This is a genomic window from Pseudomonas sp. ef1 (assembly GCF_007293365.2).
Lineage (GTDB): Bacteria > Pseudomonadota > Gammaproteobacteria > Pseudomonadales > Pseudomonadaceae > Aquipseudomonas > Aquipseudomonas siliginis.
Genome location: NZ_CM129815.1, coordinates 3,513,360 through 3,530,646, shown reverse-complemented (window position 1 = coordinate 3,530,646; position 17,287 = coordinate 3,513,360). Strand labels below are relative to the sequence as shown.

At 64.6% G+C, this 17,287-nt stretch carries 5 protein-coding genes; 4 read left to right on the top strand and 1 reads right to left on the bottom strand.

All coding sequences use genetic code 11. The annotated features are described in order from the left end of the window. Positions 1–3 precede the first annotated feature (3 nt). The 4 genes from FEE99_RS16005 to FEE99_RS15990 are packed head-to-tail and all read left to right on the top strand — an operon-like array spanning position 4 to position 16,556. The gene (locus FEE99_RS16005; RefSeq protein WP_041480455.1) at positions 4–11,724 is read left to right on the top strand and encodes a BapA/Bap/LapF family large adhesin; all 11,721 of its coding nucleotides are present in this window, start codon (positions 4–6) and stop codon (positions 11,722–11,724) included. 43 nt (positions 11,725–11,767) lie between these two features. Next, the gene (locus FEE99_RS16000) at positions 11,768–13,204 is read left to right on the top strand and encodes a TolC family outer membrane protein (RefSeq protein WP_143978997.1); all 1,437 of its coding nucleotides are present in this window, start codon (positions 11,768–11,770) and stop codon (positions 13,202–13,204) included. Further along, on the top strand, positions 13,201–15,363 hold the full coding sequence (locus tag FEE99_RS15995) for a type I secretion system permease/ATPase (protein ID WP_041480456.1): 2,163 nt from the start codon (positions 13,201–13,203) through the stop codon (positions 15,361–15,363). Before FEE99_RS16000 ends, FEE99_RS15995 begins: the two co-directional genes overlap by 4 nt. 5 nt (positions 15,364–15,368) lie before the next feature. After that, a complete protein-coding gene (locus FEE99_RS15990) occupies positions 15,369–16,556 on the top strand; it encodes an HlyD family type I secretion periplasmic adaptor subunit (RefSeq protein ID WP_371924021.1) in 1,188 nt (395 codons plus the stop codon). Here FEE99_RS15990 and FEE99_RS15985 read toward each other — a convergent pair whose 3' ends face one another. Further along, entirely contained in the window at positions 16,557–17,153 is a 597-nt protein-coding gene (locus FEE99_RS15985; protein WP_052392214.1) for a trypsin-like peptidase domain-containing protein, read from the bottom strand. Positions 17,154–17,287: the final 134 nt, after the last annotated feature.

Genomic DNA, 17,287 nt, shown 5'->3' with positions numbered 1-17,287 from the left:
GTAATGGACAACATCGTCATTGCCGACAAAGCCAATTCTCAGCTCACTGCCCAGAACTGGGGCAATGTTCAGCTCAGTCAGCCTTCAGTTGTACAAATGCCGGTCCGGCCCGATCAATTGGCGTCGACCAGTCGCAGCGGTCAGGATTTGATCGTCAATCTGAAGTCTGGCGAGCAAATCAAAATCTCCAATTTCTTTGTCACCAGCCCTGACGGCGTGCCCAATGACATTGTCTTTCAGGGTGACGACGCGACGCTGTGGCAGGCGCGCTACAGCGCCGAGCCGTTCAACGGCTTTACCTTTGACGAAATCAATTCGCTGGATGAGCTGATCGCTGGCGTCGGTGTGGTGGATGGCGCGACGCCGGCCTGGGCGATTGCCGGGCTGGGCCTGTTGGGCGCGGGTGGTGCGGCGGCCGCTGCGGGCGGAAGTGGCGGCGGCGGCGGAGGTGGTGGCGGTGGAGACGCGACGCCTCCTGCGCCCGCGACCGGATTAACCTTGTCGGCCGATGGCCGGGTGCTGAGTGGTTTTGGCGAAGCTGGCAGTGTCGTTCAGGTACGCGATGCAGCCGGCAACCTTTTGGGTTCCGGAACCGTTGGCGCCGATGGCAGTTTCCAGGTCGACCTGGGTACGCCACAGAACAATGGCCAGCCGCTCGACGTCACGCTCACCGACCCCGCGGGCAACGTTTCGACGCCGGGTACGGTCACTGCGCCGGATACCTCCGCGCCGACCGCACCAGGCAATCTCAGCGTGAGCCCTGATGGCACGCAACTCGGCGGCACCGGTGAAGCCGGCTCGACCATCCAGGTGCGCGCCGCCGATGGCACTCTGCTCGGTAGCGCTGTGGTGGCGGCGGATGGCACTTTCAGCGTCGCCCTCAGCCCCGCGCAAACCGGCGGTCAGCCGCTGACAGTGAATGCCACCGATGCCGCAGGCAACACCTCGACCGGCGCAACGGTCAGCGCGCCGGAGATCGTCGAACCGACGACGCCAGGCAATCTCGATTTGAGCAGCGACGGCAGCCAACTGACCGGCACCGCCCGGGCCGGCACCACGATTGAAGTCCGTGCCGCCAACGGCGAATTGCTCGGGCGTGCGGCGGTGGCTGCTGACGGCACTTTCCTGCTGACGCTGGTTCGTGCGCAGGCCAACGGTGAAACCTTCAGTGTCGTGGCAGTCAACAGCGCCGGTGCGCAATCGCCGGCCATCACCTTCAATGCACCAGACATCACCGGCCCCGGCACTGCGACGGATCTGGCGGTGAGCAGCGATGGCCTCTCGGTGACCGGCCGTGGCGAACCCGGCAGCACGGTCAGCGTCACCAATGCCCAAGGTACGCTGCTCGGCACAGCGCAGGTGGCAGCCGATGGCTCGTTTACCGTGCAACTCAACGCCGCGCAAATCGATGGTGAGGCGCTGAGCGTGCTGGTCACCGACGCCGCCGGCAACCCTTCGCCAGCAGCGACCGTTATCGCCATTGATCTGGATGGCCTGACTCAACCGAGCGACATCGCGGTGAGCATCGATGGCACGCAGTTGAGTGGACGCGGCCAGGTCGGTTCGACCGTGACGGTGCGCGACGCCAACGGCAATGTGCTCGGCACGGCCGTGGTGGCCGCGGACGGCACGTTCAGCCTGCAACTAAGCAGTCCGCAGAACAACGGCGAAACACTGCAGATCAGCGCCAATGACGCCGCTGGCAACACTTCCGCACCACTGAACTACGTGGCGCCTGACACCCAAGGGCCGACGGCCGTCTCCGATCTTGCGCTCGATGCTCAGGGGCAGACGCTCACCGGTAAGGGTGAGTTGGGTGCGTCGGTCACTGTGCGCGATCCGGCCGGCAACATCATCGGCACGGGCACGGTGGATGCCGATGGCAATTTTACCGTTCCACTTTCCACACCACAGACCGATGCGCAACAACTGCAAGTGATCCAGACCGACGCGGAAGGCAATCCTTCGGCGCCGGTCAACGTCACCGCACCCGATCTGACCACACCGGTAGCCGTGACCGATGTGAGCATTTCCGCCAATGGCGCCGTAGTCTCAGGCGCGGGTCAGATCGGCGCCACCGTTACTGTCACTGACACCAACGGGACCGTGCTGGGAACAGCTTTGGTCGGCAGCAACGGCCGGTTCGAAGTCACCCTGTCTTCACCACAAACCAATGGCCAGAATCTCAGCGTTGTGCAGACCGATGGCTCGCCCACGGGCTCCCCGGCAGTTCCAGTTGAAGCGCCGGATATCCAAGCCCCCACTGCCCCTTCCAATCTGTCGCTGAATGCAGGCGGCACTGAACTGAGCGGCACAGGCGAACCCGGTGCCACGGTGTCGGTCAAGGATTCGGCCGGCAATACCTTGGGCACCGCGATCGTCGACGGCACCGGCACCTTCACAGTGCCGCTGAACAGCCCGCAGATCGATGGCCAACAACTGCAAGTGAGCCAATCGGATGGCGTGAACGTTTCGCCCAGCACGCCGCTGACGGCAGCGGACACCACCGCGCCTCTGGCACCAGACAACGTCGTTCTGGCCAACAATGGCGTGACATTGACCGGCACCGGGCAAGCCGGCAGCACCGTAACTGTCAGCGCGGCGGACGGCACGGTGCTTGGCACTACGGTGGTCGCCAGCGATGGCAATTTCAGCGTCAACCTGAGCCCGGCTCAGCTCGACGGTCAGGTGTTGAGTGTGATCCAGACCGATACGAGCGCCCTGCCCTCACCCGCCACACCGGTCACCGCACCGGACATCACCGCCCCACCTGCACCGAGCGGTCTGCTCATCGATCCGGCGGGTGCCACGGTCACCGGCACCACTCAGCCCAATAACACGGTGCAGGTGCTGGATGCCGACGGTAACGTCATCGGCACCGCAACCGCTGACGGCACGGGCGCCTTCACGGTCAACCTCGATACTGCACAAACCAATGGCGAAGCCTTGCAAGTCGTGGTCTCGGACGGCACCAACAGTTCGCTTCCCGGCAATGTCACCGCGCCTGACAGCACGCCACCGGCGCCAGTCAGCGATCTCGCGCTCAACCCCGCCGGCACGCAAGTGTCGGGACTTGCTGAACCGGGCACGACGGTCACCGTCAGCATTGCTGGCGGCGGTCTCGTGCTGGGTACCGCAACGGCGGGTGAGGACGGCCGCTTCGTCGTGACCCTCAGTCCACCGGCCGAGCCTGGCGGCAATCTGGAAGTCATCAGCACGGATGGCGGCGGCAATGATTCGCCCGTTGTGCTGCTGGCAGGACTGGACGGTAGCCAGGTCGCGACCCCGACCGATCTGGCCTTGAGTGCCGATGGTTTCACCCTGACCGGCGCCGGTACGCCCGGTTGCACCGTGACGGTGACCAGCAGCAGCGGCGCTGTGCTCGGCTCCGGGCTGATCAACAGCTTCGGCCGGTTCACCCTGTTGCTCAGCAACAAACAGATCAACGCGCAAGTTCTCCAAGTGACGGCCACCAGTCCCGACGGTGACGTGTCGATTCCGGGCACGGTGACGGCGATCGATGGCACGGCGCCAGACGCGGTGACCAATCTGGCGCTGAATGCCAACGGCACGACACTCACTGGGCGCGGAGAGGCCGGGGCGACGGTCACTGTCACCGACGCTAGCGGCACCGTGATCGGCACTGCACTGGTCGCCAGCAACGGCACGTTCAGCCTGACGCTGACGCCGGCACAACTTAATGGCCAGGCGCTTACCGCGATCCAGAGCGATGCCGCCGGCAACCTGTCGCAACCCGCCGGCATCATCGCCACCGATCTGCAACCGCCAGCCGCAGCGACTGGCGTCAGCATCAATGACGTCGGCACCGTGGTCAAAGGCCAGGGCGAAGCCGGCAGCACCGTCACCGTCCGCGATGCCGCCGGCAATGTTCTGGCCACCGGCGTGGTCGATCAGAGCGGCAATTTCCAGGTCACCTTGCCCAATGCGCAGAACACCGGCGAAACCCTGCAGGTCACCCTGACCGACGCCAACGGCAACGCCTCGATTTCCACTGGCGTGGTCACCGTCGACGGCACCCCGCCGGCCGCCGTGCAGAATCCGCTGATCAGCGCCGATGGCAGCACCCTCAGCGGCACGGGTGAAGCTGGCGCAACCGTCAATGTCACCACCGCCAACGGCACCGTGCTAGGCAGCGCCGTAGTTGGCGCGGACGGCTCGTTCAGCGTGACCCTGGCGCCAGCGCCAACCAATGGTGAAGCGCTCGCGATCAGCCAGACCGACCCTGCCGGCAACGTCTCGCCATCGACCAGTGTCAACGCCCCCGACATCAGCCCGCCGGCGGCACTGACCCAGGTTGCGGTGAATGCTGACGGTGTCACCGTCACCGGCCACGGCGAGCCCGGCGCCACCGTGTCTGTGCGCAGCGCCGACGGCACCTTGCTCGGCACCGCACAGGTCGGCAGCGGCGGCGCGTTCACTGTCACCCTCAACGCAGCACAACTGAATGCCGAAGTGCTGACCGTCACTCAGGAAGATCCGCCGGGCAACGTTTCGACGGCGGTTGAAGTCATCGCCGCGGATTTGACCGCGCCGGCGATTCCGAGCGCATTGACGCTCAATGCTGCCGGCGTGCAACTGTCGGGCAACGCCGAGGCCGGCAGCACGGTGACCGTGCGCGACAGTCAGGGCAATCTTCTCGGCACCACCACGGCGGCCGCAAACGGCACTTTCCAGATTACCCTCAACAGCCCGCAAACCAATGGCCAGGCACTGAACGTGACGGCCACCGATGCGGCAGGCAATCCGTCGGCCCCGGCAATCGTCAATGCGGTCGATAGCACGGCGCCGTTGGTGGCGAGCGGTCTGGCGGTGAGCGCCGATGGTGCCACCCTGACCGGCATCGGCGAGGTCGGCGCCAGCGTGGAAGTTCGCGATGCCGGCGGTGTTTTGCTGGGTACTGCGACCGTTGCCAGCAATGGCAATTTCAGCGTCACGTTGTCCCCGGCAGCGGTGGCTGGATCGAATCTTTCCGTGGTGCAGATCGATGCTGCCGGCAACACCGGACCGGCAGCGCCGGTGACTGCGCCGGGCAATCTGGCGGAGAGTGCACCGACCAATCTGGCCCTCAGCGCTGATGGGCTGACCCTCACCGGCTCGGCCACCGCCGGCAGCACCGTGAGCATTCGCAATGCCTCGGGCGTGTTGCTCGGCAGCGCGCTGGTGGCGGCCGACGGCACTTTCAGCGTCACGTTGAATGCCGCGCAACTCAACGGCGAACAGCTGTCTGCCGTGGCGACGTCGAGCACCGGTATCAATTCATCCCCGACCGACTACACCGCTGCCGATATCGCCGCGCCAACGCCGCTCAGCGAACTGAGCCTGGCACCGAACGGCACGGCCCTGACCGGGCGCGGTGAAGCCGGCGCCACGGTGACCGTGCTCGGCACCGGCGGAGTGGTTCTCGGCAGCGCCGTGGTGGCGGCCAATGGCACGTTCAGCGTCACCCTCAGCCCGGCACAGACCTCTGGCCAGACTTTGAGCCTGAGTCAGGCCGACGCCGCCGGCAACGAATCCAACAGCGTCAACCTGATCGCCCCGGATCTAATCGCGCCCAATCCGCCGGCGGCGCTGGTGGCGAGCGCTGACGGCACCTTGCTGTCGGGCACCGGTGAGGCCGGCACCACGGTCAACGTGTACAACGCCGCCGGAGCGCTGGTCGGGACCGGCACCGTGAGCATCGACGGCACCTTTGCGATCACCCTGACCACACCGCAAGCCAACGGCCAGGCGCTGACTGTGTCGCTGACGGATGCAGCGGGCAACACCTCGGCAGCCACGCCGTTCACTTCGGTCGACAGCACACCGCCAGCGGCCGTTTCGCAACTGAGCATCGGCGGCGACGGCGCAAGCCTGACCGGGCGCGGCGAACCGGGCGCGCAGGTCCGGGTCATCGACAGTGACGGCAACGTGCTTGGCACCGCCGTGGTCAGCGCGACCGGTACCTTCACGCTGCCACTGAACCCGGCGTTGACCAATGCCGAAGTGATCACCGTGGTCCAGGCCGACGCAGCGGGCAACGACTCGCCGGCAGTGAACCTGACCACGCCGGACTTCACCCCACCTGATCCACTGGACAACGTCGATATCAACTCGTCCGGCGCGCTGGTCATCGGTACTGGCGAACCCGGCGCGACCGTGACCGTGCGCGATGCCAACGGCACTTTGCTCGGCACCAGCGTGGTACTCGGCGACGGCACGTTCAGCGTCACCCTCAATCCGCCGCAGATCAACGAACAGATTCTCAGCGTGCAGCAGGCCGATCCACCCGGCAACGTCAGCGCCCCGGTCACGGTCACCGCCCCGGATCTGACCCCGCCAGCGACGCCGGCCGATCTGCAACTGAATGCCGATGGCGGCCTGCTCACCGGTACCGGCGAAGTCGGCGCCACTGTCCGTGTGACGTCGGCCGATGGCACCGAACTGGGCACCGGCACCGTGGGCAGCGATGGTCGTTTCCAGATCACCGTGACCCCAGTGCAGACCAATGGCCAAGCGCTGTTTGTGGTATTGGCGGATGCGGCCGGCAATGCCTCGCCTGCCGGCACCCTGACCGCGCCGGACAGCACGCCTCCTGCCGCGCTGACCGATGTCGATATCGACGCCAGCGGCAGCCTGATTACCGGCTCCGGTGCGGCTGGCTCGCAGGTGGTCGTCACCAATGCGCTGGGCACTATCGTCAGCACTGGCACGGTGCAGGCCGACGGCAGTTTCAGCGTGACGCTCAACCAGCCGCTGCTCAATGGTGAAGCCTTGTCGGTGATCCAGCGTGATGCGGCGGGCAACCCTTCGCCGATCGTGCCCGTCACTGCGCCGGACATCACCCTGCCCGCTGCGCCCACCGACCTCGTTCTTACGCCTGATGGCCTGACACTGACCGGTACCGGTGAAGCCGGCGCCACGGTGCGTGTACTCAGCGCGACTGGCACTGTGTTGGGCTCGGCAACCGTGGCCGGCAATGGCTCGTTCAGCGTGACCCTCAATCCGCCGCAAGTGAACGGCGAGCTGTTGAGCGTCAATCAGACCGATCTGGCATCCAACACATCGCCGACAGCGCCCGTGCAAGCGGGCGATATCACCGATCCCCTGGAGGTGGCCGACCTCAATGTCAGCCAGGACGGCTTGACCGTCACCGGTACTGGCGAGCCCGGAGCGACCGTCACCGTGCGAGACGGCGCGGTGGTGCTCGGCACGGCGACGGTGGCCGCAGATGGCAGCTTCAGCGTCACCTTGTCTTCGGCGCAACTCGATGGCCGCGCGCTCTCGGTAGTGCAAGCCGACGCGCAAAACAACCAGTCCGAGCCCGTACTGGTCGACGCGCCGGACAGCACTGCACCGATCGCACCAACGGTGACATCGCTGACCGGCGCCGGCACCTTGCTCGCCGGGACCGCCGAAGCCGGCAGCACCGTGACTGTGCTGTCCGCCACCGGCACCGTGCTCGGCACGGCGGTGACATTGGGCGACGGCACCTACACCGTTACGCTGAATCCGGCTCAGGCCAATGGTCAGTTGTTGTCAGTGATCGCGACGGACGAAGCGCAAAACGCATCGCCAGTGCTGCTCTACCCGGCGGCTGATACTACCGCTCCAGATGCCGTCACCGGTCTGACCATCAGCGGCGATCTGAGCCAACTCGCCGGTCGTGGCGAAGCGGGCGCGAGTGTCGAAGTGACCGATGCGCTGGGCAATATCGTCGGCACCGGCACAGTGGCCGCCAACGGTACGTTCCTGATCGATCTGGCGCCGGGCATCACTGCCGGCCAGGTGCTGACGGTGAATCAGATCGACGTAGCGACTAACATTTCGGCAGATGCCAGCCTGATCGTTCCGGCCGTTCCGGCCCCGGATGCTCCAGCCAATCTGGCGCTCACGGCCGATGGTCTGACGCTGACCGGCACGGCGGCGCTCGGCACCACCATCAATGTTTATGGGCCTGACAACAGTCTGATCGGCACCGGCGTCACCGGCGGGGATGGCACGTTCAGCGTGGTGCTGACGCCCGCGCAAACCAACGGCCAAAGCCTCGAAGTCACCGCCAACACTGCGTTGGGTGGCGCCTCGCTGCCGACTGAAATCACCGCAGGTGACACCTCGGCGCCGGCGCCACTCAGCGATCTGGCGGTCAACGCCAACGGCACTTTGGTTACCGGTCGCGGCGAAGTCGGCGCGTCGGTGACCATCACCGGCGCTGGCGGCGTCGTGCTGGGCAATGCGACGGTTGGCGCCAATGGCACTTTCAGCGCACAGCTCAATACGCCGCAGGTCAACGGTCAGGTGCTCAATGCGACTCAGACCGATGCGGCACTCAACACTTCGTCGGGGCTTAACGTAGCCGCGCCCGATATCACTCCCCCGGCCGCTCCGACAGCGCTGGTCCTCAGCGGTGCCGGTCTGGTGCTCGGCGGGCTCGGTGAAGCCGGCGCCACCGTCACTGTTCGCGGTGCGGGTGGCGCGGTGCTGGGCACGGCGACGGTGGCGGGCAATGGCTCGTTCTCGGTGACCTTGTCCTCCGCGCAACTCAACGGCCAGCAGCTGAGCGTCACGCAGAGTGATGCGGCGGGCAACGTTTCGCCGGTTACCAACCTCAGCGTCGCCGATACCACCGCGCCAGCGCCGCTGAGCAATGTCAGCTTGAACGGCACCGGCCTGGCGGTCAGCGGCACGGGTGAGGCCGGCGCGACCGTCAGCGTGACCAACGCAGCCGGTACCGTCCTCGGCACCGCTGTGGTCAATGCTGGCGGCACCTTCACTGTGCAACTGTCCAGCGCGCAACTGAATGGCCAACAGCTCAACGTCCAACAGGCCGACCCGACGGGCAATCTGTCGCCGGTTTTCAACCTGACGGCCCCTGACGTACAGGCGCCGATCGCGGCCAGCGGTCTGACGCTCGCTGCCAACGGTCTGACCCTGAGCGGTACGGGCGAAGCCGGTGCGACGGTCAACGTCTACGGCCCCGGCGGCGCGCTGATCGGCACCACCACCGTGGGCAGTGGCGGTACGTTCAGCTTCAACCTGAACACCGCGCAACTCGACGGGCAGCTGTTGACCGTGCGTCTGGTCGACCCGGCCGGCAATCTGTCGCCCAATGCCAGCCTGACGGCGCCGGACATTACCGCCCCTGGCGCGCCGACTGGCGTCAGCGTCAATGGCAGCGGCACCGTGCTCACTGGCGTCGGCGTGCCGGGTTCGACCATCAGCGTGCTCGGCGTCGGTGGTGCGGTGCTCGGCACCGCGACCGTCGCCGCTAACGGCAGTTTCTCCGTGGCACTAGCCTCAGCGCAGATCAACAGCCAGGTGCTCAGCGTCACCCAGGCCGATCCGAGCGGCAACGTATCGGCTGCGGCGAACGCGACGGCGCCAGACCTGACGCCTCCAGCGGCGGCCACCGCGCTGCTGGTCGGCGCCGACGGCCTGACCGTCACCGGTACCGGCGAAGCCGGCGCAACCGTGACCATCAAGTCGGCCAGCGGCACCGTCCTGGGCACCGCTACGGTCAACAACCTCGGCGTGTTTACCGTCACCCTGAGCAGTGCGCAGATCAACGGTGAAAACCTCACCGTCAACCTCAGCGACGCACGCGGCAACGTTTCGGTGGCCGCCAACGTCATTGCGCCGGACGTCGACGTCAACGCGCCAGTGATCGCCAGCGATAACCTCGCCGTCGGCACCGTCACGCTGGCCCCGGTCACCGCCTCGCAGACCTTCAACGACTCGTTCACCACGCTGCTGGCCGGATTCTCGAAAACCTTCACTTTCACCGTCGCCGGCGGCACGCGTCTTGATCCGACCCTGACGCTGACCACCAGCAGCCTGATTTCGCTGATCGATGGCGTGGTCTACACCCTGCAAGTCAAGGATGCCAGCGGCAACTGGGTGACTCTGGATGTCAACGGCAGCGGCGGCCTGCTCGACCTGATCGCGCTCGCCGGCCAAGGCGTGCGGGTCGACATCGGTAACCTGCTGTCAGGCGATTATCGACTGACGGTTTCAAGCACCGGCATCGGCGTGCTGACCACGGTCAATACCCAGCTGCAACTGGATGTCAGCAGCCTGACCCAGTTCAACGGCATTGCCGGGCCAGCGGTGACCGGCAACGTCATCACCAACGTTGGCGTTGATGGCACGGCCGATCAGACCGGCCCGGACAACGGCGCGCAGTTGCAGATCTTCAAGAACGGCGCCTGGGTCAGCGCTGGGGCCGGCACCACGGTGCAAGGGTTGTACGGCACGCTGACCATCGACGCCAACGGCAACTACAGCTACAAACCGAACGGCAGTGTCGGCAGCGTCGGCAAAGTCGACGTGTTCAACTATCAACTGGTGCACCCGAACGGTTTGAGCGACACCGCCAATCTGTATGTGCGCATCGACAGCCCGCAAGCCAGCGAAGTGTGGAATGACGCCAATCTCGGCAGCCCGGCACTGGTGGTTGATGCCACAGCGGACATCGCCTCAACCGACGTCACCCTGATCAACCGCGAAGTCACCACCAACTCTGCCCTTGGCACGTTCAATGTGCTGCTGGGCGGCGGCAGCGGTAACTACAACACGGTGGTCGCAGCCGATACCGTCAGTGACCTGACCGTGGTGGTCAATTCGAGCAACCTGTTGGCGCTGCTCGGTTCGATGACGGTGGGCCTGTACAAGCTCAACACCGCCACCAACCAGTACGTGCTGGTCAAGAGTTACGGCGGCAACGCGCTGGTCAATCTCGGCGGCGGCAACTACGGGATCAAGTTCGACGACCAGACCGCCGGCAGTTATCAGGTGCGGGTGGCAGTGGGCGGCCTCGGCCTGCTGACCAGCGTCAACACCAGCCTGATCAACGTCGCGACCTACAACAATCAGTTCGTGGTCGGCAGCTACACACCGGTATCGGGCAACCTGCTCACCGACACCGCGGGCGGCGGTGCCGATGTACTGGGCTCGGTCTATACCTTGCTCAGCGTGCTGGTCGCTGGCAGTTACGTCGCGCCGGGGTACAACGGCGTCTCGCTGGTCGGTAACTACGGCACCCTGGTGGTCCAAGCCAACGGCAACTACACCTACACGCTCAAGGCCGGGCTGACCGATGCGGTGATCGGCCAGGAAGACACTTTTACCTATCAGCTCACCCACCCGAACGGCACGGTTGATACCGCCACACTGACCATCGACCTGAACAACGCCGGCGCTTTCGCCAGTACCGCGTTCTCGGCGCTGGCCAGCGATGACCTCGGTCTGGCCCAAGCCACTGGCATTGAGCTGATCCAAGGCACCGAGGGCAACGACACACTCGACGGCTCCCACGGCGGCGCCGTTACCCTGCAAGGTGGCGGTGGCGACGACACGTTGATCATCGCCGACCAGCAGTTCACCTCGGTGGATGGCGGCAGCGGCACCGACACCCTGCTCTGGGCCGGTGGCGACGTGTCGATCAACCTCGGCGATCTGCAGAGCAAGATCCACAACGTCGAAATCCTCGACCTCAACCATTCCAGTGCGGTTGCGCTGACATTGAATCTCGGCGATCTGCTGGCGATTACCTCTTCGGACAACAACACTTTGCTGATCAAGGGTGACGAAAAGGACAGCGTGCACATGACCGATGGCTGGGTCGCCGATGGCACGCAACAGGCCGACGGCATCGACTATGTTCAATACACGGCACAGGAGGATCCGAGCCACCACTTGTGGGTGCAGAACGGCATTCAAGTGGTTTGAAACAAGACATCGAACGTTGGTCTCTCAACAGTAAGGGAAGTCTGTGGAGTCAGTTTTTCGCCAGAAATGGCCGGTGGTCCTGTTGACCATCGGCCTCTACCCCGCTTTCACCGTCGGCGTTCGCGCCGACGACAACCTCGACAGCAGCTTGCGCAGCATCAGCCCGTCGCAACTGCAACAACCGGCAGGCAATGACAATCGTCAGCGCCCTGCCCCTGCTTCAAAAACGGCCGCCAACGCGGATACTTTGGGGCTGGAACAAGCGGTCAGGCTGGCCGTGGACTGGCACCCACGCATCGGCGAGGCCATCGGCACCCTGTTCCAGCAAGGCGAAGGGGTCAACGTCGCCGAGTCCGGCTATTACCCGCAGGTTACCGGCGGCATCAAGGGTGGTTACACCAGCGGTTACGGCAGCGATGCCGGCAGCCAGTCGGTGAACATTTCCCTCAAGCAGATGCTGTACGACTTCGGCAAGGTTTCCAGTTCAGTCGACGCCGCCCGCGCCCGGGTGGCGCGCAGTCAGGCCGGGATCCTGCTGGCGATCGACGACATCGCCCGCGACACCGCCAGGGCCTACATCGAAGTGCAGCGTTATCAGCGTCTGCTCGAGGTTGCGCGCGAGCAGATTCAGGGCATCGGCGGCATCGTCGACCTGGCCAAGCAACGCAGCGACATGGGCGCCAGCACCCGCTCCGATATGGTCCAGGCGCAATCCCGCGCAGAAGGCGCGACGGCGACGTTGCAGGAATTCAAGGCGCAATACGCACGCTGGCAAGCGACCCTGACCAGTCTGCTCGGACGACGCACGCCGCCAGCAGTCAGCGACGCCGCCGCGCCGACATTGACTCAGGCCTGTGACGCCTCGCAGATTTCCGACACCCTGCCCGCCGTTCTCCAGGCGGCTGCGCAACGCACCCAGGCCCAGGCCGAGCTGGCCCAGGCCAAAGCCGAGGCCTACCCGACCCTGTCGCTGCAACCGTCGGTCAACCAATATCTGGACGACCATTACGACGATCAGAACTCGCGCGCCGATCGCACTCAGGTCGGGATCTTTCTCAATCTCGAAGTGCCGATCTACCAGGGCGGTGCGATCAGTGCGCGCAGCCGCGCCGCCGGGCATGCGCTGACCGCAGCGGATTCGGCCGAAGACTTCGCCCGTCTGCAAGCGCGCCAGGGTCTGGCCGAAGCCCAGGCGCAAACCTCGGGTCTGAACCGGCGGCTGCGCTCGCTGGAATTTCGCCAGACCAGCATCACCGAAGCGCGCATGTTGTATGGCCGCCAGTACCTGGAACTGGGCACGCGGCCGCTGCTCGACCTGCTCAACGCCGAGCAGGAAATCCATCAGTCGCGCTTCGATCTGGTCAACACCCAGGCTGATCTGCAACGTCTGCAGATCGACTGCTTCTACAACAGCGGTGCGATTCGCCGGGTCTTCGGCATCGACCACAGCGCCATCCAGAATGTCGAGATCCTGCCATGACCGATGTCAGCATCACTGTTCCCGAACCCGCCGCTGCCGAGGCTCGCGAGGATTATTCACCGTGGCTGGAAGCGGTGCTCAAGGTCGCCCGCCACTACCGACTCGACGTCTCGCCGGAAAGCGTGCGTCTGGCCTCGGTGCACAGCGAAGGCCGCGTCGAAGAAGTGGTTCGGCACATGGCGCGGCAGGCCGGTTTAAGCGTGAAGTTCGCGGTTTTCGACAACAAGAGCCTGAGCCGCTGGCGCACGCCGCTGGTGGTGCAACTGCGCGATGGTCAGGTCGGCGTGCTCGAAAGCATCGGCGAGACCGGCGAGCTGGGCATCTGCTTCAGTGGCGACCAGGGTTTGCAGAGTCGCATGGACGCCACCGCGCTCGCCGAGCAGGCCCTGCGCACGGTGATTCTGCGCCCGACCCAACCGGTGGCGGACGTGCGCACCAACGATTACATCAAGCCGTACGACGAGCACTGGTTCCGGCGCATCGTCCTCACCGATCTGCGGCCCTACAGCCAAGTGATGATCGCCTCACTGGTCGCCAACCTGCTGGGCATGGCCGGGGTACTGTTTTCCATGCAGGTGTACGACCGGGTGATTCCGGCCGAGTCGCTGCCGACCCTGTACGTGTTGTTCGGCGGGGTGACGCTGGCGCTGCTGTTCGATTTCGTCATGCGCATTCTGCGTCTGCGCATCACCGATGTGCTGGGCAAACGCGCCGACTTGCGCGTCTCCGACCTGGTCTTTGGCCACGCCCTGCGCCTGCGCAATTCCGCGCGGCCGAAATCCACCGGCTCGTTCATTTCGCAGTTGCGCGAGCTGGAGCAGATCCGCGACCTGATCACCTCCAGCACTGCCACGGCGCTGGCGGACATGCCGTTTTTTCTGCTGTTCCTGCTGGTGTTCTATTTGATCGGCGGGCCACTTGTGTTGATTCCACTGGTGGCGCTGGTGTTCATGTTGCTCCCCGGGATCATTGCGCAACCGCGTCTGGCGCGACTCGCCAATGCGTCGATGCGTGAAGCGGCGCTGCGCAACGCCATGCTGGTGGAAAGTATTCAGGGCCTCGACGACATCAAGGCGCTGCAGGCCGAGCAGCGTTTCCAGCAACAGTGGAATCAGTACAACGCCGCCTCGGCGGACAGCAGCCTGCGCCTGCGCACCTTGACCAACAGCCTGGTGGCGTGGACGCAGAACGTACAAGGCGGAGTGTTCGCGGTGGTCATTGTGTTCGGCGCGCCGATGGTGATTGCCGGCGACCTGACCACCGGCAGTCTGGTCGCCGCGTCGATTCTGTCGTCGCGGATGATGGGGCCGATGGCGCAACTGACCCACGTACTCACGCGATGGCAGCAGGCCAAGGTCGCGCTCGAAGGCTTGAACCGGATCATGCAGATGCCGGTGGATCATCCCGAAGGCAGCCAGCGCGTGCACTTGCCGGCGATTCGCGGCGACTACCGCCTGCGTCAGGCCAGTTTTCGCTACAGCGAGGAAGCGACCCCGGCGCTCAACAACATCGACCTGAGCATTCGCCCCGGCGAGCGCATCGCCCTGCTCGGCCGCAACGGTGCTGGCAAGTCGACGTTGCTGCAAGCACTGGGCGGCGCGATGGATCTGAGCAGCGGTGAGACCACCCTGGACGGCATTGCCCTTGCGCATCTGGATCCGGCCGATCTGCGCCGCGATGTCGGCCTGCTGTCGCAACAGGCGCGACTGTTTCACGGCACCTTGCGCGACAACATCACCCTCGGTGCCGGTCAGGCCAGCGATCAGGAAATCATCGCCGCGCTGACCGTTACCGGTGCCCTGGATTTCGTTCGTCAGTTGCCCAAAGGCATGGATCATCTGGTACTTGAAGGTGGCTTGGGCCTGTCGGGCGGTCAGCGTCAAAGTCTGTTGCTGTCACGCTTGTTGATCCGTCAGCCACAAGTGCTGTTGCTCGACGAACCGACGGCCGCGCTGGATGACGTCACCGAGCGGCTGCTGCTGGAAAAACTCGCGACCTGGACCCAGGGCCGAACGCTGGTGGTTGCCACGCACCGGGTCAGTGTGTTGCAACTGGTCGAGCGGATCATCGTCCTCGACAACGGCCGCATCGTCATTGACGACCATCGCGACGCGGCACTCGCGCGGCTGCGCACACCGGGCAAAGGAGTGGCGGTATGAAGCCGATGATGACCGATGTGCCGGACCCGATGTCCTACCTCGATGGCCGCGATGAGCGCGCACTTGCCGGTGGCGCAAAGGTGATCTGGGGTTGCGCACTGATGCTCGCCTGCTTCATTGCCTGGGCGGCTTGGTTCGAGATCGTCGAAGTCTCGACCGGCACCGGCAAAGTGGTGCCGAGCTCGCGCGAGCAAGTCATTCAGTCGATGGAGGGCGGCATTCTCGAGCAGCTCAATGTCAGCGAAGGCGCATTGGTCGAGCGCGGGCAGATCCTCGCGCAACTGGACCCGGTGAAGAACCAGTCCAACGTCGGCGAAAGCGCGGCCAAGTACCGCGCGGCGCTGGCCAGCGTCAACCGCTTGCAGGCCGAGGTCAGCGAAAAGCCGCTGACGTTTGACGCCTCGCTGCAAGAGTTTCCTGATCTGATCCGCGCCGAAACCGAGCTCTACCAGACCCGGCGCAAAGGTCTGGCGGAAACCCTCGACGGCATTCAGAGCTCGCTGAAACTGGTGCGCAGCGAACTGGCGATTACTGAAAATCTGGCGAAGATCGGCGCCTCGAGTCGGGTCGAAGTGCTGCGCCTGACCCGTCAGCGCTCGGAGCTGGAATTGAAAGCCACCGAAGCCCGCTCCGATTACATGGTCCGCGCCCGCGAGGACCTGGCCAAGGCCAATGCCGAAGCGCAAATGCTCGAAGCGGTGATTCGTGGTCGTACCGATTCACTGTCGCGCCTGACCCTGCGCTCGCCGGTGCGCGGCATCGTCAAGGACATCGACGTCAGCACTATTGGCGGCGTCATTGCGCCCAACGGCCAGGTCATGCAGATCGTGCCGCTCGACGAACAACTGCTGATCGAGACGCGTATCTCGCCGCGCGACATCGCCTTCATTCACCCGGGCCAGGCGGCGAAAGTGAAAATCACCGCCTATGACTATTCGATCTACGGCAGCCTCGACGGCGAAGTGGTGACGATCTCGCCGGACACCATCCAGGACGAAGCCAAGCCGGAAATCTTCTACTATCGCGTGTTCATCCGCACTGCGTCGGATGAACTGCGCAACAAGGCCGGCAAACGCTTCGCCATCGTCCCCGGGATGATCGCCACGGTGGACATTCGTACCGGCGAGAAAACCGTGCTGGACTATCTGATCAAACCACTCAACCGCGCCCGCGAAGCGTTGCGCGAACGCTGATCAGCGGCTGGCCAGTTTGGTCGCTGGTGGCGCTGTGGGGGTGACGCTGGCCTGATAGCGCGACCACTCGCGATTGATCTCCGCGTACGGCAAAAAGATGCTCACGCGCGGTTGATCGAGCAAGTCCTTGCGCTTGAGCCGGCTGACGTCGTCACGGGTGAGGAACGCCACGTTGATGCCAACCACTTTGCCATCGGCGGAAAACACCGGCCCGCCAGACATGCCTTTGGCCAGTGCGCCATTGTGGGTGCCGTAAAGCACATTGCCCTCTTTGACGTCGAGGCGAACCATGGCCGGCAACGCCTGGCCGGTGCCCTTGACCGACATGTACAGCGAATTGAAGCCCACCGAAGTCAGCTCTTCGCCCGGCTTGTAGCCGCGCCACGCCGGCACGCTATTGGCCTTGTGGCGGAAGAACTGCACGTCTGCCTGCCCTTGGAAAACCGTGCCCGACAAGTAAGGAATGTGCTTCACCGTCACGGCGAAGTCGTCGTTCCATTGCACAGCCGAACCCATCAGCAGGTAAGGCAAAGGCGCGCCGGAGTGAACGACAAAGGCTTGGTCTAAAACAGGATCCTGAACATAAGCGACTGGCATTCCATTGCACCCGCTGAGCAGCAACGACGCTGCAACAAGTGACTTGAGGGGGCGCATTTTCGGTACATCTTGAAGTGAGGAAAGGTGCTGCAATATGTCATTGCGCCATCACTTTTAGCAATAGGCTCAGCCTA